The following is a 21,323-nucleotide window of genomic DNA, read 5'->3' as shown; positions in this document are numbered from 1 at the left end:
TTTCGTCCTCTTAGTTCTGTAATTCTTTGCTGACTGGCAGGTTGTCGAATGCCTGCTGATTACGGCGCGCACCCTGCGCCAACTCACCCATGATTTTCAACAGGAATGGTGTTTTCAGCGTGTAATAGCGTTTGGCGATAATGGCACTCAGCACGTAGCAGACCGCCGGAACCAGGGTGAAGAGGCCAATGATGATGCTGATGGTCGCGCTGTTCTGGGTTTTCGCTGCCGCGTCGTAACCGCCGCCGGCCAGCATCCAGCCAATCATTGCGCCTCCCAGTGCCAGGCCCAGTTTCAGCACGAAAAGTGTGCCTGCAAAGCTGATACCGGTGAGACGTTTGCCGTTGGTCCATTCGCCGTAATCAACGGTGTCGGACATCATCACCCACTGGATTGGCGTTACCAGTTGGTGCAGCACGCCAATTACGAAGATAAAGCCGAACATCACGATGCTGGCATGCATCGGCACGAAGAACATAGCGATACTCAGCACCGCCAGCGCGGCGTTGGTCCACCAGAAGACGCTGACTTTGCATTTCCAGTCAGTAAGCGGTTTTGCCAGCGCAGAGCCGATCAGGTTGCCGACGCAGTAGGTGGTGAGGAAAGCAACGAATACTTCCGGCGAGCCCATGATCCAGGTGCAGTAGTACATCATCGCGCCGCCGCGCACGCAGACGGCGAGGATATTAAGGATGGTCAGCACGCCGACAATACGCCACTGGTCGTTTTGCCAGATGTCGCGCAGGTCTTCACGCATGGAGGTGGTGCTTGGCGGAACCTGGATGCGTTCTTTGGTGGTGAAGAAGCAGAATGCCAGCATCAGGAACGCGACCACCGACAGCACGGCAATCCCGCCCTGGAAGCCAAAGGCTTTGTCTTCACCACCAATCAGGTTTACCAGCGGCATCATCAATACCGTGGAGAGCATGCCGCCCGCCGTGGCCAGCACAAAGCGCCAGGACTGCAGGGAGATACGCTGCGTTGGGTCGTTGGTGATGACGCCGCCAAGTGCACAATAAGGAATGTTGACCACGGTATAGAGCAGGGTCAGCAGAGTGTAGGTGATAGCGGCATAAATCATTTTTCCGTTCAGGCTAAGGTCCGGCGTGGTGTACGCCAGCACGCAGACGATGCCGAACGGGATAGCACCGAACAAAATCCACGGGCGGAACTTACCCCAACGGCTGCGGGTGCGGTCAGCAAGCAGCCCCATGCATGGGTCGGAGATGGCATCCAGCGCGCGCGCCAGCAGGAACATGGTTCCGACAAACCCGGCAGGAATGCCGAAAATATCGGTGTAGAAAAACATCATGTACAGCATGACGTTATCAAAAATGATGTGGCTGGCGGCGTCACCCATGCCATAGCCAATCTTCTCTTTTACAGACAGTACTTCGCTCTTCATTTTTTTATCCTTCACGCTGTAGGGGGCGCTGAGACCGGTTTCACATGTTGTAAACCATTGGCGACGGGGCGGGTATTCTGTTTTCTGGTTAGTAACTTACGTTTCTTGCTTTTTGTGATCGCGTTAAAACTCAGAACGGGGAAAAGCTAACGTGAGGATTTTGTTAGGAATTAACTCAAATGGCTTAATACAGGTCAAAAGAGTAGTGAAAAAAGTGTGTCTGGGTATGTGGTAAATGCCTGAAAGTAGCTATAATGCGCCCCGCCTCCATGTAGCAATGCAGGCGCGGAAGATCGTCATCTCCGGTGAGGTGGCTGGACTTCAAATCCAGTTGGGGACGCCAGCGTTCCCGGGCAGGTTCGACTCCTGTGATCTTCCGCCAAAAATTTTGATATGAAGCGATGGCACAATTTAGCTCTCTCTAATTAGCTCTCTCTAATAAATTCCCCCGCATTCAAATTATCAGCCATTAATCTTTGTAAATTAATATTTTCTAATATTCTATGATCCCAATAATATAAATAATCAAATATTCCATTTTTCACGTCTTGAATAGCTTCATTAACTTTAACTTGATCACAGTCATACTGTCCATCAACATTGAAAACCTCTGTTGATACATTCAACGTTTTCCAAAAAACATATACCCCTTCGAATTGATTAAAAGAAAGTCCAGAAATTTTAGATAATTCCCCAGTACTAATACTAAGTTCATGAAACCTCATTGCCTCTAAAACGCGAATTGCGAACTCTCTTGCTTTAATTGTTTTTGGTGGAACCTGGAAAAAGCAGCGACTGTTTAAAGAAGTCGAAGGAGAAAAAGATATTGTCGGCTTATTAAAATGGGATAAGAAAGCTAAACGCTGATCTCGTTATCACCCCAACCGCATATGCAGCAACGGAAACAGATTCCCCTGCCCGTCCCGTTCAGAGCGTCCAACCTGCACAAACCCCATATACTGATAAAACGCGACACCCTGCGGATTCTGCTCGTTAACATCCACTTCATTCACGCCGAAATATTCGACCGCATACTTCAGCAGTAATTTACCTACACCTTTCCCGCGACTCACGTCATCGACAAACAGCATTTCAATGCGGTTTTGATCTACGCCTAAAAAGCCGTGAATCACTCCCGTTTCATCCCGGGCAATCACCACCCTGAGATGGGGGAGATACGCGTTGAGCAATAACGGGCGCAGCGCCGCAATATCGCTTTCCTGTAAAAAGTGGTGAGTGGCGCGAACGGATGATTCCCAGATCGCGACAAGACGTTCAAATTGTGAAGAGACTGCAGTTTCGATGTTCATGAGGGGATGATGTTCGGGTCACGGATGAAAAGCAAGCGCCTGGCCTGCTGCTACAGCATTCTTCCTGCCAGTTAACCCCGGTTATACCGGGGCTTGTTTATGCGCTGAACATCAGAACTGATACGCCACACTGGCACGGAAACTCCGTCCGGGTTCGTAGTCTGCACCCAGTACGCCATAGCTGTTGCGCGACGTGTGGGACACATAGTTTTTATCAAAGATGTTGTATAACCCCAGGCTTACCGTCAGGCCATCCAGCGTACCGGATGCGGGCGCCCATTCCACCGCCAGATCGTTCACACCATAGCCAGGCTTTTTCGTTTTCTCATCTTTATAACGCGTGTAGAACAGTGAGTTCCAGTGGAGGGACAGGTCATATTTCGGCAGCAAATACGTCAACCCTACAGTGTACTTATCGCCAGTATCGCGTCCCAGGATATCACCATATTTAGCCACCCCTTTGACCATCAATGGTGACGTATAATCAGTGCTGATATGAGAATAGCTGAAACGGGTAATAATATTATTTACCGCATAATTCACCGACGCTTCATAGCCATCGACAACCGCATTACCGGCATTAAAACGCTCTGTGAGTTCAGATACACCGGGAACAGCTGTCTGGACAATAAGATTATCGTAATGTGTGCGGAAATATTTACCGACAAGACTGAACGTGTCCTCTTGCACAATTAGGCCACGATGGTCGAAGAAAATGCCGACCTCTTTATTCTCACCGGTTTCCGGCTCAAGCTGGTTTTTCTGGTTAAACTTGCTGGAATTAACGCGGATCGATTCGGTGGTATCGGGAGCACGGAACAGTTCAGTGTAGTTAGCAAATAAGCCCAAGCCGGATTCAAAACGGTACTCAGCGCCAAAGGCTTTGGAGAATTCAGTGAATGTCTGGTCCTCATCGCCAAGCATATCTGCCCGATAATGATCGTAGCGAATCCCCGGTGTGAGCGTCAGCCCACCCAACTGTACGGCATTTTCCAGATACCCAGAGTTGCTGGTCCCCTTTTCGCCATCCCAGGATGCGGTTTTCCGCCCACTGGAATATTGGTAATCATCACGATGATTTTTGGTCTGAAACCATTCATAGCCCACGTGCAACGTGTGACCAAAAGCTCCCGTCTGGAATTCAGAACGGTTGTCAACGTTAATGCCCCAGGTTTCCACACTCGTCACCCAGCCACCGTCCTGGTTATTCCAGCGCTTTTTAACACTGGCGTTCGCTTTGCCGGAACGGATGGCTGCGGCCATATTTTTATGCGGCTGGCTGCGATCGAGTTCATTTTTGGTGTGATAACCCACCACGTTGAGGTCAACCCATCCGCTACCATCAACCGCTTCATAAGAGAGCGTTTGGGTTTCACGGGTAAAACGTTGCGGCGTGTAGTCCTGGAAATTAGCGGTGGTCGTCGGGCGATAGGAAAACTCAGCGCGGAACGGATATTCACCGTCCGATTTTACGCGCTCCGCCGAGACTTTTATTTTTTGGCCTTCAAAAAGATCAACACCGGCTTTCACTAAATAGCTTTTATCTTTGCCATCTGCGCCAATACGCGTGCCATCTCCGCTTTCGCCATAGTCGTAATCGCTGCGGCTTATATAGCCCAACAGGTCAACGCGATCGGCCACCCGGCCAAATAATGTCAGGGAGTTAGACCATTCGTCGTTATTGGTGTCGTAACCGGTTTTAACCCGTGCGCCGTAACGTTCACCTGGTCGCAGCAAATCAGACGCGTCAACGGTGGTAAATTTCACCGCACCGCCTAATGCCCCGGAACCATGGACCACAGAGTTAGCCCCCACAGAGACATCAACCTGCTTTAATAACGCTGGATCAATTAACAGATTACCGCCATGGTGAAAAACATCGCCCATCTGGCGCGCACCATCAATGGTAACGTTGATTCCCTTGTCGCTTACGCCGCGCATATAGATTTGCTGATTAAATCCATTCGTCCCGCCAACATCAACGCCAGGAATATCACGCAGAATATCTTTGATAAGTTCCGGCTGACGGGCGGCGATTTTATTCTCGTAAACATGGGTTTCTTTTGGCGTACTCTCCACCGATGCCACAACCTGAATAGTCTCAACGTCCTCGATGTTATTATCTGTTTCGGCAAAAACCGGCGCGCATAACAGTACGGCTGCGCCCACTAATAATTTATCACGTCCATATGATGTGGACATATTCGATCCCCTCACTCAACACAAATAAAAGTGAGAATCATTTTCATTATTAATTGCAAAAAGTTAATATTAATTACAAAACTTTACCGTTAATGTTAATTATATATTTCATGAATACATAATTATATTTTATTTATTTTGTGGCATTTATTTGCGCGGGGAATATATAAAGAGAGGAAATACGCATGAGGCAGATCGTTATTTAAAACAATAATACGCTGTCGCTGTACTGACTGGCATCCCTTTCTCCGTGGGTATTTATTCTACAAATAGCAGGTGAATACCGATTAACGTTTATCTGACATTCGCCGGGAATATCCGGCGACACGCTCCGCTGACAGAACCGCCCGCGCGTCAAATTCGCATTTCCATCACCGCATATACCCCATCCTTCGGCACAATCACCGTAACATTTTCCACCGGCACTCCGGCCGCGAGATGGATAGCCTGTAGCTGCTCTAATGAGCGGGGGAAAATATGCGACCAGCCGATACAACGCAGGGTGAAGTCGATTTGCGGACTGCTGGTCAGCATATTCGACACAATCACCGCCCCGCCGGGTTTCACCAGCCGCAGGGCACGCTGCAAAAAAATCACCGCATCTGCATCGTTGAAGTATTCAAAAATCCCCAGCGCATCCACCAGTTCAGCCTGATGTTCGCCCAGCTCCAGCAGAAGATCTTCACTGCGGATAAACGTCTGAATCAGGTCGCGCCTGAGCAGAGTCAGTTGTTCTCCGACATTCAATCCCTCCTGCGCGGCCATGGTTTCAGCCCAGCGCAGCGCAACGGGGTCATTATCCACCAGCGACAAATGCACGTTCTGCCCATCCAGTTTGGCGGTTCGCAACGCCTCCAGTACAGGAATAGCTGCGCCACTTGCCAGGCTTATCCAGTCACTTTCAATGTCGTTGTGGATGTACTTGTCCACCAGTGTCGCCAGAACCCGCGCGCGGGAGCGCACGCCGATGGCGTCGTTAGCATGGATAAACCACTGACGGCTTTCCTTGTCCATCGGCGTGCCTTCGGGGAGCTTATCTTCCAGTGGATTTTGCACCACAAAGATCGCCAGCGCCGTGGGAACCAGCCGGGCACGCCATGCGGCCAGCGCCGGGCGGGTACGGTATGCCTGTTCAGAATAAATATGCTGGGAAATCAGTACAGCCTGGCCGCCCTCTTCGTAATCCATAAGAGGAGGCAGCAGCGCGAGGTCCGCTTTCAGCGCCTTGTCTATCGCGTTGATCTCGCGGGTGACGTCGTCTTTCATCGGCCACTGATCGCTGACATCGGGAAATGAAGCACTGTAAATCGTCATCGTTGCCGGTGCGTTACCGCGAAAAGGCTGCCAGTTCATATCGTTGTCCCCCGTTCGGCCATTAACGGAAGTCTATCCAGACGCCGCAACATTACCCTACGAAGAAAGCACGAAATGCGGAGGGGGCATAAGCCCCCTCTGGGGTGACATTACGATGAGACGCGGCACACTTTTCCGGTAGTGGTGAGCTGCCATTGTCTCGTGGAGGCAGGAATAAACACCGATGCCCCGGCACTCAGCGTCAGGGTTTCACCGCTGATATGGCTCAGCATCGCATCGCCTTCAATCACCAGCACAATCTCGGCGCTGGTCGTCGTCATCGGCTGATGATCTGCCCCGGTGAAAATGCTGAACCGGAAATCATCAACCGGAATGGGGTAGCGTGCTTCTGCGGCGTGCGGTTCCGGCAACATACAGAGCAAGCCAGCGGCTGTTGGGGTGAACGTGGTGCATTGAACCAGCTCATCCAGGTTGATTTTCTTTGGCGTGAGTCCGGCGCGTAGCACGTTGTCGGAACTGGCCATTACCTCAATCGCCGTACCGTGAACATACGCATGCAGCGTTCCGGGATAAAGGAACATCGCTTCACCGGGTTGCAGGGTAATACAGTTGAGGAATAGCGGCGCAAGTACGCCTGTATCATTCGGATAGTCATGCTGTAAGCGCCTGAAAATCGCCCCTGTCTCCTCGCCGTAAAGATCCTCTCCCCGCGCGATCACCTGCGCAATGGCCTGCATTTTGGTGGCTGGCGTAAGCTGCATCATCGCAATGAAAAAAGCACGTAACCCGTCACCATCGGGCTGTGCAAGCAGTCCGGCAGCAAGGGTATTGAGCACGGGGATATCCAGAGCACTCAGGTTAGCGGCGATGGTGTTCGTATCACGAAAACCGTTCATCGCCACAAATGGGGTGATGGCGTAGACCAGCTCCGGTTTATGGTTCGCGTCGTTATAGTCCGGCATCTCCCCCTCGTTCGCCTGCTGTGCGCGCGCAAAGCCGCATTCTGCCTGGGCTTTGGTCGGGTGAACCTGAATCGACAACGCGCGCCCGGCGGCAAGGATTTTTAGCAAAAACGGCAAGTCGTTAAAACGCTGATACGTTGCCTCGCCCAGCATCATCGCAGGCTCTTTGGCCAGCAAATCAGACAGAGCCATCAGCTCCTGAGCAACCTTCACATGGGAAACACCCGCAGGGTGGACACCCATCCATAGCTCGGCCTGCGGCTGATCGTCCGGGTTCAGAACGTTGAAGCGCTGATTAAGCGAATGCCGGCTTCCCCAGGGATAGTTTTTCACCACATTGGTAAGCGGGTAAAAACAGGTCTGGCTCACGATGGGCGCTCCTCAGTGGAAAACTGATTACTTAAGGCCAACTCCCGGAACCACAGCGCGTTGCGCTTGATCTGCCGCTCGCCCGTTTCGAGATCCAGGCGATAAAATCCGTAGCGACGTTTAAACGCGTTAATCCACGACCAGTTGTCGATAAACGTCCACTGGTGAACGCCAAAACAGTTCGCGCCATCGCGAATGGCATGGTGAAGCTGCACCAGATGCTCCTCCATCAACCCAATGCGGAACCCGTCATCAATCACACCATCGGCCTGCACCGGACCTTCCGATTCCAGGTCCATCGCAATGCCAATTTCGGCGAGATACCACTTAATATTGCCGTAATTGTCGCGGATATTGCGGGCAATATCGTAAACTGCCACCGGCAGGATCTCATTATTATCCCGATAAGGGTTAAAGCGACCGTTCGGGTCGACGTAGTTTTCGAAGTAGTACTCCGGGGAGAAGTAATCGAGCGTATACGCGGACTCACGCGCCTGGACACGCCGCGGCACGTAGTAGTTCACGCCAAGAAAATCGATTCTCGAATCGGTAATCAGACGGACATCTTCCGGGGTGGTGTCAGGCAGACAATGATGAAACGCCAGCAGCTCACACAACGCTTTGGGGAACTGATGTTTCACCAGCGGATCAAGGAAACTGCGGTTAAACAGCAGGTCGGCATACCATGCTGCCTTTTTATCTTCGGCTGAATCACTGCGCGTGTAGGTCGGTGTCAGGTTCAGCACCACACCAATTTCACCGCTCCCCATGAGTTCGCGAAACACCTGCACTGCTTTTGCGTGCGCCAGCATAATGTTAAAAGCGACCTGCGCCGCCAGCTTACCGTCCTGTTTACACGGATAATGGAAGTCATACAGATACCCGCCTTCTACCGGAACAATCGGTTCGTTGAAGGTGATCCAGTACTTCACCTTGTGACCGAAGAGCGTAAAGGCCGTACGCGCGAAGCGGGAAAACAGCTCAGCCACATGTGCTGATTCAAAACCGCCATACTTCTTCTGCAAGACCTCAGGCATATCAAAGTGATAAAGATTGATCATCGGCTCGATGCCGTTAGCGATCATTTCGTCGAGATAAGCGTGATAGAAACGAACGGCATCGGCGTTCGGCTCGCCCGTTTCAAAATCGTCAATCAGGCGTGACCACTGAATCGAGGTTCTGAACGAGTTAAACCCTGTCTGTTTCATCAGGGCGACATCGTCTTGATACCTGGTGTAGGTCTCGCAAACACGCTGCGGACCGGTTTGCTGATAAAAACGCTCGGGTTGTTCGGAAAACCAGCTGTCCCAAATGGAGCAGTGCGGTTTCCCCGCTGTGCCTTCCGTTTGTGGGCCAGATGCTGCTGCACCCCATAAAAAACCGTCGGGGAATGAATACCGGGTCATAACGCCTCCGTTAATAAAAAAAACCGCGCCCAATGGACGCGGCCAAAATCACTACTCTGCAGTTACTTCGATGGATTTGATGAACATGTAGCCCCAGTCACCGGCAAAACGACCAAAGTCGATGCTGTTTTTCCCGGCCTTCAGCGTCACCGGAATCGCCATCTGCTGGCCTTTTTCATCGGTCTGAGGGAATTCAATGGCAATCGGCGCACCACCGTTCACTACGAAAGAGTTTTTCTTTCCACCCCATTTACCGTTAAACGTGACGTGCAGGGTATACCGCCCTTCCCACGGCACATTCACCTGCCAGCTCACCTTATCCCCTTCGCTGGCAAACGGGCCGAGGAAGCCATCATCACCAATGGCAAGGACGTTTTCCGCGCTTTTCACCGCGTGCAACTTACCTTTGTGAACATCCAGCACACCGCCGGCAAAGTTGCAGTAATCCGCAGGCACTTTCCCTTGCACCTTGTTAACCGTGACATTGACGGTTTTGCTGCCTTTCAGCAGACCATCGTCGGCGGTAAAGGTCAGGGCGTACTGACCCGGTGCGGAGAACCATGCGCGGGTGTGGGTTTTCGTGGCATCACAGAAATGCACGTTCGGGTTATCCCCGTGAGTCCAGCCCACGTTCACCTCGCGATCCGGCAGGTTATCGTCTGTCCAGGTCGCCTGTAACAACACACCTTTGTCCAGAGAAGTCACCATCGCATCCCCCAGAGTGACGGCAGGAGCCTGGTTCTGTTGCGTGTGTTTCACGGCGATCACGTTGGAGGGTTGAGACACGCCGCTTTCGTTTTTGGCCAGCACTCGGTAGTAGTAAGTCTCACCTCGTTGCAGGCTGCGGTAATCATCGCGGAACAGATCCATGGTGGCCGGGTTCCACTCATTCACTCCGTCGGAGATGTTCTCTCCCACCCGCGTCCATGGACCCTTCTCAGATGTGGCTCGTTCAACGTCATAGCTACGCCCGACGGCAGCGCCCATCCAGTTGATGGCGAACGGTGAATCGGTCGCACGCAGTACCGGCGCATCAGGAACCGGCAGCGGTGGCGTCTGTTTCAGACCCGCCATTTGTGCCGCTGCCTTCCTCACCAGATCCACAACCTCCATCTCCTGGTTGGCTTTCCCTTCTACCGGGAACCCTGGCAAGTGATAGCTGTAATGACCGGTATACTCTTTATGCCAGTAGAACCCGCCGTCATGGCGATGCCCGCGGAAACCCCAGATAAAACCACCGACCGCCTGCGCGCCATTGACCTCGCTGTGAACAATCGACTGCATAATGTCGTTGAGCTGCGTGTGATCGAGCAGACCAAATTCCCCCACCAGATAGGCCTTCTTGCCACCGATGGCTGCCAGGTCTTTACGCACCTGGTCCGGGTGGTTGTTGTCGGCGTTGGTGTAGTAGTGATTGCTGACGATATCAACGTTAGGATCGTTTAATGCAAAGTCATTAATCTTCTTATACGTCCCGTCGACAATCAGCTGATGCGGGGCCCATTTCCGGATCCAGGCCGCGGTCTCTTTCAGGAACGCCGCGTTGGTATCTTCCAGCTCATTCCCCGTCTCCCAGGCCATGATTGCCTTTTCGTCGGCGTAAGAACGGCCCGTCACCGAGTTGGTGCGGGTGATCACCTGGCGAATCACATCCAGATAGGCCTTATAGGTTTTACTGTCCGTACGGTAAAAATCTTCCGGTTTTTCATGGTAGAAAGCCGCGAGCTGTTCACGTCCCCCCCACCACCACCAGTGATCGATAAACGGCAGGATCAGGCGCAATCCCTGTTTATCCGCTTCGGCGATCATGTTGTCGTAGACCTTCATCGCTTTTTCATTCAGGCGCGGCATGCCATCCGGGCTTTCCGGGGCAAGGATATGCGTTTCACGTTCGCAGGCGGCATCGTTCTCCTGCTGAACGGAAAGCACATACACGCGCTGAGCTTTTGCGCCTGTGGCAACCATGGCGTTGATCCAGTTCGCCTGCTCTTCCGCCGTTGGCCATTTGAAGTATTGTCCCCAGCCACGCGGGTCGGCTTTGCAGACACCCCGCGCATCATCCTCAATACGATGCAGTTCCGGCGCGTGGATACCCGCAAAGCGGAATACCGTTTTGCCATCCATTAACTGCGTGCCGTCACGCGTAATAAAGTGTTCGAAATGCGACTGTTCCGCTGCCATCGCCCCCGCGCAACCCAGCGCGGAGAGCAGAGAGGCCAGCAGAACGTTTCTGATAGGTTGAATCATTTTGCTCTCTCCTTAGAACCACACTTCAGCCTGAACGCCGAAATTCACTGTGTCGGTCTCACCACTGCGGCTATAACCACCGGCGGAAATCGTGTTGGTATCCCAGTTATAGTTACCGTCCAGTGCATCAGAAACACCTTTATCCCACTTCGCGTAAGTGACGAAGAAGCGCAACTGTGGACGATTCCAGTACCCGGAATCAAAGGTCAGCGTCGGCGCGATGGTAACTTTCGTCAGGCCGCCTTTGCCTTTCCCGTTGACCCCTTTGTAGTTTTCATCGTCGAGGTATTCGTAGCCCACTTCATACTGCATCGCGAAGTTTTTGGTGATCTGGTGATACGGGCGGATCCCCGCCACCCAGCTTGAGCGTCCCCAGCCGTCAGCATCGCTGCTCCACCAACGGTAGTTTTTGTCTTTCTGGTAGTAGGCAAATGTCGACACATCCACGCTACCCAGTGACGCCATGCTGTCGAGGATCACACGCCAGGATTGGGTATCTTCCAGGTTTGCCCAACCCCAGCCGTTTTTGCCCAGCGAGTCACCCGCCGCCAGGCCACGGCCATACTGCATCACCAGTTTGGAATAGCCGCCCGTCAGTCCCCAGAATCCGTCAAAGTTGTAGACACCGGTAACGCCATAGCCTTTCTCGGCGGACGTCGGATGCTTTTCATTGCGGTTCATGTGGTGGCCAATCAGCTCCAGATCGAACCCCGTGCCGCCAATTTTCTTCAGCCACAGGTTGAGAGAGTAATCATCCGGGTAGCCCTGATCGCCTTTATCCACCGGGAACGCTTTGGTTTCGTCCGTAGGTGAAAAGGCATAGACACCGGCATCAAAGCGGGCGAAGCCGAGGTCGAGGTTGTCAAAACCACCGCCCGTACCGTTGTACTGGATGTACTCCCAGTCGAACTGGTGGCTAGAGGTGTTCGAGCTGCTATAGCGTTTCCCGCCCCAGAAGGTGACATCCGGCGCAAAGTCCAGATTGCTCAGCTCTACATACCCTTCGCGGAACTGCACCTCTTTGCCGTCATCGTCCTGACAGTTCCAGTCGGAGGTACATTTGCTCTGATGGGTGATGTTGGCCTGAATTTTCGCCACCGGACCCGCATCAGATTTCAGCATCACCTGGGGGATCAGCTCGATTTTGGTGTCTTCTTCGTTGCCAAGACGCCATTTGCCATCCGGCATCAGCCCGACCGAATCTGCCCGGTTGCCGTCAGAGTTCGCCAGAATGCCTGAGCGCATGTAGCCATGCAGTTTGAAGTCGTACTGCTCCGCCTGCGCGATCCCGCAAGCAGCCGCATTGATGAGAAGGGCCAGAGGTATTAATCGGTTCAACCTGTTCATAGATTTCCTTTTTCTTTTTCTGAGTGAAAGAGCGTCTTATGGCGCAATCGGGAATCTACGGATCAAAATCGGAAATGTACATCCATTTACGGAAAGCGCTTTCCATAATTGCCGGTTTAAATCACATAATCAAAAATAAGGAAAAACAAAACGTGACGAAAATCACACTTAAATTGGCGGGAGAGTAAAAAACCAGCGGCTTACGCACGCTGGCGGGAAAATAAATGAGGAAAACGGAGAATTATTTGCTTTCTGCCTCCACCAGTTGCCGTTCATACACCCTGAAGAACGGACGGTAGATCATCCAGGCATTGAAGAAGGCAAACAGGCACATAAACATGTTTTTCCAGCTCCCGTTTGCGGACCAGGCGGCCCCCAGCGGCGCGGGCATCGACCATGGCAACATCGCCACTGCGCGGTCCAGCACACCGAGGTGAGTCAAGTACCAGGCAAGGCAGGCATTAATCACCGGAACACAGATAAACGGAATTAAAAACAGCGGGTTAAGTATGATCGGAAAACCAAAAAGTACCGGTTCATTAATGTTAAACAGCGACGGTATTAAGCCAATTTTACTGACACTTTTCAGTTGCCGGGAACGGCTGCGCAGGGCCATAAAGATCAGCGGCAGCGTTGAACCAATCCCGCCAATGAGCAGGTAAAAATCCCAGAATCCTTGCAGATAGATATGTGGTAGCGGCGTGATGTTATTCGCCAGCGCCTGCTGGTTTTCAAACAGATAGGTCATCCAGAACGGGTTCATAATGCCGGTGACAATCAATGCGCCATGAATGCCGACAAACCACAGTAAGTTACAGATAACAATGGTAATAATCAGTGCGGTAAGCGTATCAGAGGCGATGATCAGTGGACGAAAAGCTTCGCTGATCATGTCCGGTAAAATCATGCCGGTGTTCTGCTTCAGCAGCGCGTTGACCAGAGTAATGGAGAGCATGATGGCGAGCAGGGGCATCAGAAGCTGAAAACCGTTGCGCGTCATCACCGGAACCTCTTCCGGCAGGCGAATACACCATCCACGCCGGTAAAAGAACCGCATCACCTCAATACTGTAGAAGCTTGATATTAAAGCGCTAAATATCCCAATCCCCCCCAGAAAAATATTACTGGTATCCGTCTCTTTAAAACCAATAAAGACCAGAAAAGACAGGCATCCCGTCAGGCCAGAGAGGCGCTCAGGGAGTTGATACTGCTTACCCAGACTGGCGCTCGCACCAAACGCGATGATCAGTGCCACCAGCCCAATCGTCAGCTCAAACGTCGGCAGAAGCATGGGCCGAATAGCCTGATATGCCGCGCCATACCACGCATAGGTATCCACGGTAAACGGCGGAAAAATAAGGGGAACCATCAGGCTACCGACGATAACGAACGGCATCGCCAGCGCAAAGCTATCCCGCATCGCCGTGATGTGCTGGCTGCGGGTGAGCAGGTTGGCAAAAGGGGTAACACGCTGCTCAATCAGTGTCACAGCAACATTCATAAACTGAATGCTCATGGCGGGACCTATAGAGGACAGGGAAGTTTGGGGATCATCGCCTACATCCCGATAAAGTAAAAGCCTTCAGGTGGTGATCATGCTCACATTTAACGTATCCATATACGGAAAGCGCTTTCCATAATTAATCCGTAAAGACTATATTCCGCTCATCGTTGTTACTCAGTCGGGAGTTTTTCATGAAAAAAATCATGCTTTGTTGTTCCGCTGGCATGTCCACCAGCCTTCTGGTGAAAAAGATGGTGGAAGAGGCGGATAAGCGCGGTCTGGCCGTTGATATCAAAGCCTTTGGCGTCGCGGAATTTGAACAACAGGTAGGGAATTATCAGGTGGTGCTGCTGGGCCCCCAGGTGAAGTACATGCAAAAAGATTTGCAGCAAAAAGCCGCCCCTTACGGGATCAAGGTCGAGCCCATCAACATGATGGATTACGGCATGCAAAAGGGTGGGGCCGTCCTGGATTATGCCCTGTCTCTTATTGAAAATAATAACTAAAGGACATCAACATGAGCGCTCTGTACTCTAAATTAATCAGCGTGATAGAGAGCAAAATCACGCCTATGGCTGGCGCTGTCGGCCAGCAAAAATATGTCACGTCGATCCGTGACGGCTTTATTCTTGCCCTGCCGTTTATGATTGTCGGCTCGTTTATGCTGGTGTTTATTTTCCCCCCCTTCGCACCGGATACCCGGTGGGGCTTCGCCCGTGCCTGGCTGCAGTTTTCGTTAGACCATCGTGAAAACCTGATGCTGCCGTTTAACTTCAGCATGGGAGTCATGACTCTTTTCATCTCCGTCGGCGTAGCCGCCAGCCTGGCGCGTCATCATGGCCTAGATCCGCTGACGTCGGGCATGCTTTCATTGATGGGCTTTTTGCTGGTTGCCGCCCCTCTCAAAGACGGCATGGTGTCGACCGCCTATTTCTCAGGACAAGGGATTTTCACCGCACTGCTGGTGTCGATTTACACCACCGAACTGTATGCCTTCCTGCGGCGCAATAACATTACCATCCGCCTGCCGCCTGAAGTGCCGACCGGTGTAGCCCGCTCATTCGAAATTTTAATTCCGGTGCTGGCAGTGGTTCTGACCCTCCATCCACTCAACCTGTTTATTGAAGCACAGCTTGGGATGATCATCCCGGAAGCCATTATGTCGCTGGTGAAGCCGCTGGTTGCCGCGTCCGATACCTTACCCGCCGTTCTGCTTTCGGTGCTGGTTTGCCAGATCCTGTGGTTTGCGGGTATCCACGGGGCGCTGATTGTCACCGGCATCATGAACCCATTCTGGATGGCAAACCTGTCCGTGAACCAGGCCGCAATGGCGGCAGGAACCGCAATCCCGCACATTTATGTACAGGGTTTCTGGGATCACTACCTGCTGATTGGCGGCGTGGGGTCGACCTTACCGCTAGCCCTGTTGCTGATGCGCAGCAAAGCCGTTCATCTGCGCACTATTGGCCGCATGGGGGTCGTGCCGGGCCTGTTTAACATCAACGAACCGATTTTGTTCGGTGCGCCAGTGATTATGAACCCGCTGTTTTTCCTCCCCTTTGTATTGGTTCCAATGGTTAACGCCGCGCTGGCCTGGTTCGCACTGGATTTTGGTCTGGTGGCGCGCGTGGTCTCCATGACGCCGTGGACTACCCCAGCTCCTATTGGTGCATCGTGGGCTGCGAACTGGGCCTTTAGCCCGGTCATTATGTGCCTTATCTGCATGGTAACGGCCATTATCATGTATTACCCATTCCTTAAAGCGTATGAGAAACAGCTACTTGATCAGGAAACTGTCGAGAAAAAGCCAACCGCGCGCGTTGGTCAATCTGAAACCGCATAAATCGTTAAGAGTCAGAGGATGTTATGGAATTAGAAGAGCAAATCATGGGCATCATCATCAATGCCGGGCAGTCCCGTAGCCTGTGTTTCGAAGCGTTGCACAGCGCCAAAGCCGGGGATTTTGCCGATGCCGATGAAAAAATGAAGCAGGCGCAGCACTTCGCGCGGGAAGCGCATCTGGTGCAAACTCAGCTTATTGAGGCCGATGAGGGCGAAGGAAAAACCAAAATGACGCTGGTGATGGTGCACGCCCAGGATCACCTGATGACCTCCATCCTCGCCAAAGAGCTGGTGACTGAGCTTCTCGATATTTACAGAACCCGTCATTGAGTATTGTGTGACTTAAGAGAGGCATTGCCTCTCTTCTTTTTCGGGAGAAGCACTATGTTTCATCTTGGCCTGGACATTGGCGGCACAAAAATGGAGGCCGTCCTGCTGGACGATGCCGGAACTGTTGTACTGCGTGAACGCCGTCCGACCTGTAAAGCTCACTATCAGGGGTTTCTGGATAACCTGATGGAGATGATCACCGGCATCCGCACGGCAACGCAGTATGATTTCACCGTCGGTATCGGCCTGCCGGGGGCGATCGATCCACAAAGTGGACTAATCAAAAACTGCAATTGCCTGGTGCTCAACGGCGAGAATTTAAAACGCGACCTGACAGTATTGCTCAATCAGCCCGTATTTCTGGCCAATGATGCTGACTGTTTTACCTTATCCGAAGCCGTTGATGGCGCTGGTAAGGGTTACGGAACGGTATTTGGCGTCATTGTCGGCACAGGCTGTGGCGGCGGCGTTGTGGTAAAGGGGCAGTTACTCAGTGGGCCCAATGCCATTGCCGGTGAATGGGGACATAACCCGCTTCCCGGCTGGCACACGGAGCAGGATGGTTCCGTGGAAAGGTGTTATTGCCAGCATGAAAACTGCATTGAAAGCTTCATCTCTGGCACGGGTTTCAGCCGTCGTTTCAATGCGCGGCATGGCACGCAATACACGCCGGAGATGATAATCGCTGCCGCCAACGAAGGCGATCCCCGCGCAGTGACGCATTATCACCACTTTATCGACGCTTTTGCCCGCAGTCTGGCGGGTGTTATCAATACGATCGATCCTCACGTCATCGTGCTGGGCGGAGGGTTATCGAACGTGGAAAGCCTGTACCGGGATCTCCCGCCAGTAGTTGAAAAGTACATTTTTTCGCCCACCTGTCGGACCCAAATTGCAAAAGCGCAATTCGGCGATGCCAGTGGCGTTCGCGGTGCAGCCTGGTTGCCCGTGCGGGTCACTGGTGACTAAATCCTGCCCGCATTTATGTTACTATAGGGGGAAAACCGTAATACAGACGACACCATGCCAACCATTGATGATGTTTCAAAGTTAGCCAATGTTTCCCGGGCCACCGTTTCGCGTGTACTGACCGGGACGCGTGGCGTTCGCGAAGAGAGCCGTGAGGCCGTATTACGGGCGGTAGAAGAGCTAAACTACCGTCCCAGCTTTGCTGCGCAAAATCTGGCGAGCAATACGTCAAACCAGGTCGGCATGGTTCTCCCTGCTCAAGAGGCGGACTTCAGCGCAGCACTGTTGCCGCAACTGTCCCTCGCGGTCAAATCACTGAATAAATCACTTCTTATTCAATACGTTAACGATGCCACCGAACAAAAGGCCGCTATCGAAAGCCTTCAGCATCAGTGTGTTGCTGTCGTCACGCTGGGCAAACCCGGCAGCGACGTTGCCAGCAACGTGATCGCCTTTGATGATTTTTCAACAGCGGGCAGCGCTAACCAGGGCTATAACTACGCTTTTGCCACCGAAAGTGCCTGTCGATACGTGCTGGGAAAAGGTCATCGCAACATTGCCCTGCTGATGGAAACGGAAAATGACGTAGCCAGTAAGCAGATGCTGGAAGGGTATCGCAGCGTGCTACAGAACTACTCTCTGCCCTTCAACCGCCAGTTACTGGTGATGGCAAACAACAATATCGAGCAGGCGCTGCTGACGTTGATTAATAGCTTTACGAAATATACGGCGATCATCGCCAAACGTGATAGCTATGCCGCCGAAGCCATGCGGTTACTGCGTGAGTTTAACGTCGCGATCCCGCAGGAAGTATCGCTGATGAGCCTGGAAGATTCACCAATGGCCTCCCTGCTCTATCCGCCGCTAACCTGCATTGCCTATCCGGTGGATCAGCTCCTGGATCACTGCGTTCAACGGATCAAGGCGCTTATCGACGGCCACTCCGTTTTTGTCCCCGAGGGCCGCACATTTACCGGCCGACTGGTTGCCCGCGCATCGGTTGCCGACATCAGCTAACCTCCGTCACTGTGCAAGTGCCGCAGCCAGCGCCTGCTGGAACTGCGGTACATGGTCACGATTCGCCGCCGCCACTTCATAAAATGCCAGCGGTGGCAGCCAGGCCATTCCCACATACAGCGCGCTGGCTTTCATTGGGCTTAATACTTCATCCATAGAGCTTTGGATCAGCCCGGCATGGGAATAGGTGTGCTCACTCGCCCCGGCTGACGTCACCACCCTTAACGCCTTCCCCTTCAGCGCATCGCCGCCTGCACCAAACGCCCAGCCGTACTGCCACACTTCATTGAGATAACCTTTTAGCATCGGCGTCAGGTTGAACCAGTGGGTAGGATAGATAAACACCACGCGGTCTACCCCTTCATAAGCTGCTTGTTCTTCCGCCACATCAATGGCACTCACCGCGTTGCCATACAGCGACTCCAGATTTCTGACGATGACGTTATCCGTACTTTCGGCGGTCTGCTGCAGTGCATTGATAATGCGAGACTGCGCGGCATACGGGTGGGAAACAATCGCTAATGTTCTCATGATCTTCTCCTGTTGTTAGTGTTGTTCTGGCGCAACGCCTTTCACCAGCCAGGCGTTAGTGCGGGCGGCAGCGTGGCGGTAGTGAATAATCTCTTGATACGACGGAGAGTCGTGCCACGCGTGGGCCTGCTCAACACTGTCAAATTGCAGCATCACCAGCATCCCCTGCGGGCCGCTACCCTCAACGGTGTCGCACTGCCCCCCCATCACCAGACGCTTTCCGCCAAATGCTTGATAGCTGGCCTCCACTTTTTCCCGATACGGCTGCATCGCCGCCGGATCGTGGATAACAACATCAAAAATGAAATAAGCAGGCTCGGACGGTTTCATACAGATTCCTCACTGAATGGGGTTGATGTGGCGATTATGTGCCCGTTTACTCGTAACGAGAATTGAGGTTATGGTTGATAGATAATCAACCTCAGGTTGTGAATGTGGGAGGGGAACATGGAATTATCACAACGCGTGCGGGCTATCGTCTCGTTTGTTGAAGCCGCTGATGCAGGCAGTTTTGCCGCCGCCGCACGCAGCCAGGGGATCAGCCCCGCGGCGGTGAGTAAAAATATTGCCGGGCTGGAGCAGGCGCTCGGCGTCAGGCTGATGAATCGCACCACCCGCACACTGAGCCTGACCGAAGAGGGGATCGCCTTTTTACACCAGGCACGCATTGCCATCAGCGCACTGGACACCGCAATGGATGCCGTCGTGGCCCGGAAAATGGAAACCAGCGGTCACGTTCGCATCTCCACCAGCGCCGCCTTTGGCCGCGAGCAGCTTCTTCCGGTACTGCCTGGCTTACGAGCGCGTTATCCGGGGATCTCGGTGGAAGTGGATTTTGACGACAGGGTGACGGATTTGATTGCCGACGGCTATGACCTGACCATTCGCGGTGGGCGCATTGTCGACTCATCGTTAATTTCACGTCCTGTCTGCCAGCTGAAAACTGTGCTGGTAGCCTCCCCGGATTATCTGGCCCGTTTCGGAATACCGCGCACCCCTGACGACCTGCGGCAGCATCACCTGATTGCCCGGCGCTTTTTGGGAGGACGCGTCTCGCCCTGGGGATTCAGGGGCAGCGATGGCAGCCTGACCACGCTGGAGCCAGACTCAGCCGCCGTCACCCTCTCCGCGCCGGAAGCACAAACGCAGGCGGCGCTGCTGGGGCTGGGCGTTGCTCAGGTCGGCGTTCATCACGCATTGATCCATTTGCAGTCCGGCGCGCTCAAAGCCGTGTTGGTAGACCAACACGATCCCGGAAATTACGAAATGGTGATTCAATACCCCCATCGGGCGCTGGTCGCCCCACGCGTTAAGGTGACGGTGGAGTATTTACTGGACGCGTTTCGCCAGGATACGTCCCTGCATTTCCCGGTCGAACGGCTGGCGGATTATGCGGCAGGATAATTGCCGTTCCCGGCATGCAGGCAATAGACTATGACCATGCATTCACACCAGGCATTCACTGATGATTAACACCCTGCACATTGAAAACTACCGCTCAATTCGCCAGCTTTCACTGGAGCTGGGACAGCTCAATATCGTCTTTGGGCCGAACGGGACTGGTAAATCCAATATTTATAAGGCAATTCACCTGATGCACAGCGCGGCGCAGGGGCAATTTTCCCAGGCTCTGGCGAACGAAGGCGGAATTTTGAAGGTGTTCTGGGCGGGTAAAACGCGCAGCGATAGGCTGCGTCGCATGAACCTGGCAGTAGAGACGGACACGTACGAGTACGAGTTGCAGGTGGGGTTTGTCGAAAAGCTGCCTTATCCGTCGCAGTTCGATCTTGATCCGGTGATCAAAGAGGAGTCCATCTGGCTGAGTGGTCAGCACCGCCGCCCCTCGTCACAGCTGATGAGGCGTAAAAATCAGGCCGTATTTCTGAGCAACGTACATCATGAGAAAGTAACCCACAGCGGTACGTTGTATGAAAACGAATCCGTGTTCGGGCAACTGGGTGAGCCACATCTTTACCCGGAAGTGTCGCAGATGCGCGAGTCCCTGCGAAACTGGCGTTTTTATCACGAGTTTTCGGTGTCTTCCGGTTCAGCAATGCGCGCACCACAGGTGGGTTTCCGCTCCCCGGTGCTCGCCAGCGAGGGTGCAAACCTGGCCGCCGCGTTTCAGACGATTGTCGAAATTGGCGACGAATTACTGCTGATGCGCATTCTCGACCAGGCCTTTCCCGGATGCGTATTCTACAGCGATAATTCTGGCGGACGCTTTCGCATGATGATGCAGCGCGACGGGCTAGGCCGTCCGCTGGAACCGGCAGAGTTTTCCGATGGTACGCTGCGTTTCTTGTGCCTGGCTGTCGCGCTGTTAAGCCCTCGCCCACCCGCATTTATCGCCCTCAACGAACCGGAAAACAGCCTGCATCCGCAGATGCTGCCCGCCCTGGCGAGCCTTATCGCTGAAGCCAGCCGATACTCGCAGATCTGGCTCACCAGCCATGCACCTGAACTGGCGACCCTGATTGAAAAGCACCGTTCTTTTTCGCTGTATCAGTTGTCGATGGTGGAAGGCGAAACGAGGATGGAAAGGCTGGGATAACGCGTCAAAACAGT

General features: G+C 53.1%; 19 protein-coding genes and 1 tRNA gene. 8 read left to right on the top strand and 12 right to left on the bottom strand.

From position 1 onward, the window contains the following. Positions 1-10: 10 nt before the first annotated feature. Positions 11-1,405: a glycoside-pentoside-hexuronide family transporter gene (locus HV346_RS00395; RefSeq protein ID WP_181621684.1), complete on the bottom strand. Its 1,395-nt coding sequence runs from the start codon at positions 1,403-1,405 to the stop codon at positions 11-13. Positions 1,406-1,692: 287 nt separating this feature from the next. Here HV346_RS00395 and HV346_RS00390 point away from each other — a divergent pair. Continuing rightward, positions 1,693-1,787: transfer RNA gene (locus tag HV346_RS00390), tRNA-Sec, on the top strand. Positions 1,788-1,830: 43 nt separating this feature from the next. On the opposite strand, the gene HV346_RS00385 is transcribed toward HV346_RS00390, so the two are convergent. From HV346_RS00385 to HV346_RS00345, 9 genes are all read right to left on the bottom strand, one after another. Continuing rightward, positions 1,831-2,130 (bottom strand): hypothetical protein, encoded by a 300-nt coding sequence (locus HV346_RS00385; protein ID WP_181621683.1) that lies wholly within the window; start codon positions 2,128-2,130, stop codon positions 1,831-1,833. Positions 2,131-2,280: 150 nt separating this feature from the next. Beyond that, positions 2,281-2,715, bottom strand: a complete 435-nt coding sequence (locus HV346_RS00380) for a GNAT family N-acetyltransferase (protein ID WP_181621682.1) — start codon at positions 2,713-2,715, stop codon at positions 2,281-2,283. A gap of 111 nt (positions 2,716-2,826) precedes the next feature. Next, complete coding sequence (locus HV346_RS00375) at positions 2,827-4,917, bottom strand: TonB-dependent receptor (RefSeq protein ID WP_181621681.1); 2,091 nt, start codon at positions 4,915-4,917, stop codon at positions 2,827-2,829. A 354-nt stretch (positions 4,918-5,271) separates the two neighbouring features. Next, positions 5,272-6,270 carry a class I SAM-dependent methyltransferase gene (locus HV346_RS00370; protein ID WP_181621680.1) on the bottom strand — a complete coding sequence of 333 codons (999 nt, stop codon included), beginning with the start codon at positions 6,268-6,270 and terminating at the stop codon, positions 5,272-5,274. Positions 6,271-6,380: 110 nt separating this feature from the next. Continuing rightward, on the bottom strand, positions 6,381-7,562 hold the full coding sequence (manA, locus tag HV346_RS00365) for a mannose-6-phosphate isomerase, class I (RefSeq protein ID WP_181621679.1): 1,182 nt from the start codon (positions 7,560-7,562) through the stop codon (positions 6,381-6,383). Continuing rightward, the gene (locus tag HV346_RS00360; protein ID WP_181621678.1) at positions 7,559-8,968 is read right to left on the bottom strand and encodes a glycoside hydrolase family 1 protein; all 1,410 of its coding nucleotides are present in this window, start codon (positions 8,966-8,968) and stop codon (positions 7,559-7,561) included. The genes manA and HV346_RS00360 overlap by 4 nt, the downstream gene beginning before the upstream one ends. Positions 8,969-9,019: 51 nt before the next feature. Beyond that, positions 9,020-11,212, bottom strand: a complete 2,193-nt coding sequence (locus HV346_RS00355; protein WP_181623655.1) for a CBM35 domain-containing protein — start codon at positions 11,210-11,212, stop codon at positions 9,020-9,022. A 15-nt stretch (positions 11,213-11,227) separates the two neighbouring features. Continuing rightward, positions 11,228-12,562, bottom strand: a complete 1,335-nt coding sequence (locus HV346_RS00350; protein WP_181621677.1) for a carbohydrate porin — start codon at positions 12,560-12,562, stop codon at positions 11,228-11,230. Between the two features lie 241 nt (positions 12,563-12,803). Further along, positions 12,804-14,078, bottom strand: a complete 1,275-nt coding sequence (locus tag HV346_RS00345; protein WP_181621676.1) for a PTS transporter subunit EIIC — start codon at positions 14,076-14,078, stop codon at positions 12,804-12,806. 179 nt (positions 14,079-14,257) lie between these two features. Between HV346_RS00345 and HV346_RS00340 the strand changes: the two genes are divergently transcribed. From HV346_RS00340 to HV346_RS00320, 5 genes are read left to right on the top strand one after another with little or no spacing between them, the layout of a single operon-like run. Next, positions 14,258-14,572 carry a PTS sugar transporter subunit IIB gene (locus HV346_RS00340; RefSeq protein WP_181621675.1) on the top strand — a complete coding sequence of 105 codons (315 nt, stop codon included), beginning with the start codon at positions 14,258-14,260 and terminating at the stop codon, positions 14,570-14,572. An 11-nt stretch (positions 14,573-14,583) separates the two neighbouring features. Next, positions 14,584-15,909 carry a PTS sugar transporter subunit IIC gene (locus HV346_RS00335; protein ID WP_181621674.1) on the top strand — a complete coding sequence of 442 codons (1,326 nt, stop codon included), beginning with the start codon at positions 14,584-14,586 and terminating at the stop codon, positions 15,907-15,909. A 23-nt stretch (positions 15,910-15,932) separates the two neighbouring features. Further along, entirely contained in the window at positions 15,933-16,238 is a 306-nt protein-coding gene (locus tag HV346_RS00330; RefSeq protein ID WP_181621673.1) for a PTS lactose/cellobiose transporter subunit IIA, read from the top strand. A 54-nt stretch (positions 16,239-16,292) separates the two neighbouring features. Continuing rightward, positions 16,293-17,207: an ROK family protein gene (locus tag HV346_RS00325; protein ID WP_181621672.1), complete on the top strand. Its 915-nt coding sequence runs from the start codon at positions 16,293-16,295 to the stop codon at positions 17,205-17,207. Positions 17,208-17,261: 54 nt separating this feature from the next. Further along, positions 17,262-18,224 carry a LacI family DNA-binding transcriptional regulator gene (locus HV346_RS00320; RefSeq protein WP_181621671.1) on the top strand — a complete coding sequence of 321 codons (963 nt, stop codon included), beginning with the start codon at positions 17,262-17,264 and terminating at the stop codon, positions 18,222-18,224. Positions 18,225-18,230: 6 nt separating this feature from the next. Here the strand turns inward: HV346_RS00320 and HV346_RS00315 are convergent, their stop codons facing one another. Continuing rightward, complete coding sequence (locus HV346_RS00315; RefSeq protein ID WP_181621670.1) at positions 18,231-18,755, bottom strand: NAD(P)H-dependent oxidoreductase; 525 nt, start codon at positions 18,753-18,755, stop codon at positions 18,231-18,233. Between the two features lie 15 nt (positions 18,756-18,770). Continuing rightward, complete coding sequence (locus HV346_RS00310) at positions 18,771-19,085, bottom strand: DUF1330 domain-containing protein (RefSeq protein WP_181621669.1); 315 nt, start codon at positions 19,083-19,085, stop codon at positions 18,771-18,773. 117 nt (positions 19,086-19,202) lie between these two features. Between HV346_RS00310 and HV346_RS00305 the strand changes: the two genes are divergently transcribed. Beyond that, positions 19,203-20,159 (top strand): LysR family transcriptional regulator, encoded by a 957-nt coding sequence (locus HV346_RS00305; RefSeq protein WP_181621668.1) that lies wholly within the window; start codon positions 19,203-19,205, stop codon positions 20,157-20,159. A gap of 61 nt (positions 20,160-20,220) precedes the next feature. Next, the gene (locus HV346_RS00300; protein WP_181621667.1) at positions 20,221-21,309 is read left to right on the top strand and encodes an AAA family ATPase; all 1,089 of its coding nucleotides are present in this window, start codon (positions 20,221-20,223) and stop codon (positions 21,307-21,309) included. The last annotated feature ends 14 nt before the right edge of the window (positions 21,310-21,323 follow it).

It is taken from the genome of Enterobacter sp. RHBSTW-00994 (genome assembly GCF_013782625.1).
In the GTDB taxonomy this organism is placed as follows: Bacteria; Pseudomonadota; Gammaproteobacteria; order Enterobacterales; family Enterobacteriaceae; genus Enterobacter.
The sequence above is the reverse complement of the archived record's forward strand: the minus strand, read 5'-3'. Positions and strand labels throughout refer to the sequence as shown.

What these genes read in the sequence shown, in the direction of transcription:
- HV346_RS00330 (WP_181621673.1), top strand. Translation starts at nt 15,933, where the DNA reads ATGGAATTAGAAGAGCAAATCATGGGCATCATCATCAATGCCGGGCAG.
- HV346_RS00325 (WP_181621672.1), top strand. Translation starts at nt 16,293, where the DNA reads ATGTTTCATCTTGGCCTGGACATTGGCGGCACAAAAATGGAGGCCGTC.
- HV346_RS00315 (WP_181621670.1), bottom strand. Translation starts at nt 18,755, where the DNA reads ATGAGAACATTAGCGATTGTTTCCCACCCGTATGCCGCGCAGTCTCGC.
- HV346_RS00395 (WP_181621684.1), bottom strand. Translation starts at nt 1,405, where the DNA reads ATGAAGAGCGAAGTACTGTCTGTAAAAGAGAAGATTGGCTATGGCATG.
- HV346_RS00300 (WP_181621667.1), top strand. Translation starts at nt 20,221, where the DNA reads ATGATTAACACCCTGCACATTGAAAACTACCGCTCAATTCGCCAGCTT.
- HV346_RS00360 (WP_181621678.1), bottom strand. Translation starts at nt 8,968, where the DNA reads ATGACCCGGTATTCATTCCCCGACGGTTTTTTATGGGGTGCAGCAGCA.
- HV346_RS00340 (WP_181621675.1), top strand. Translation starts at nt 14,258, where the DNA reads ATGAAAAAAATCATGCTTTGTTGTTCCGCTGGCATGTCCACCAGCCTT.
- HV346_RS00370 (WP_181621680.1), bottom strand. Translation starts at nt 6,270, where the DNA reads ATGAACTGGCAGCCTTTTCGCGGTAACGCACCGGCAACGATGACGATT.
- HV346_RS00310 (WP_181621669.1), bottom strand. Translation starts at nt 19,085, where the DNA reads ATGAAACCGTCCGAGCCTGCTTATTTCATTTTTGATGTTGTTATCCAC.
- HV346_RS00385 (WP_181621683.1), bottom strand. Translation starts at nt 2,130, where the DNA reads ATGAGGTTTCATGAACTTAGTATTAGTACTGGGGAATTATCTAAAATT.
- HV346_RS00335 (WP_181621674.1), top strand. Translation starts at nt 14,584, where the DNA reads ATGAGCGCTCTGTACTCTAAATTAATCAGCGTGATAGAGAGCAAAATC.
- HV346_RS00345 (WP_181621676.1), bottom strand. Translation starts at nt 14,078, where the DNA reads ATGAGCATTCAGTTTATGAATGTTGCTGTGACACTGATTGAGCAGCGT.
- HV346_RS00380 (WP_181621682.1), bottom strand. Translation starts at nt 2,715, where the DNA reads ATGAACATCGAAACTGCAGTCTCTTCACAATTTGAACGTCTTGTCGCG.
- HV346_RS00375 (WP_181621681.1), bottom strand. Translation starts at nt 4,917, where the DNA reads ATGTCCACATCATATGGACGTGATAAATTATTAGTGGGCGCAGCCGTA.
- HV346_RS00350 (WP_181621677.1), bottom strand. Translation starts at nt 12,562, where the DNA reads ATGAACAGGTTGAACCGATTAATACCTCTGGCCCTTCTCATCAATGCG.
- HV346_RS00320 (WP_181621671.1), top strand. Translation starts at nt 17,262, where the DNA reads ATGCCAACCATTGATGATGTTTCAAAGTTAGCCAATGTTTCCCGGGCC.
- HV346_RS00305 (WP_181621668.1), top strand. Translation starts at nt 19,203, where the DNA reads ATGGAATTATCACAACGCGTGCGGGCTATCGTCTCGTTTGTTGAAGCC.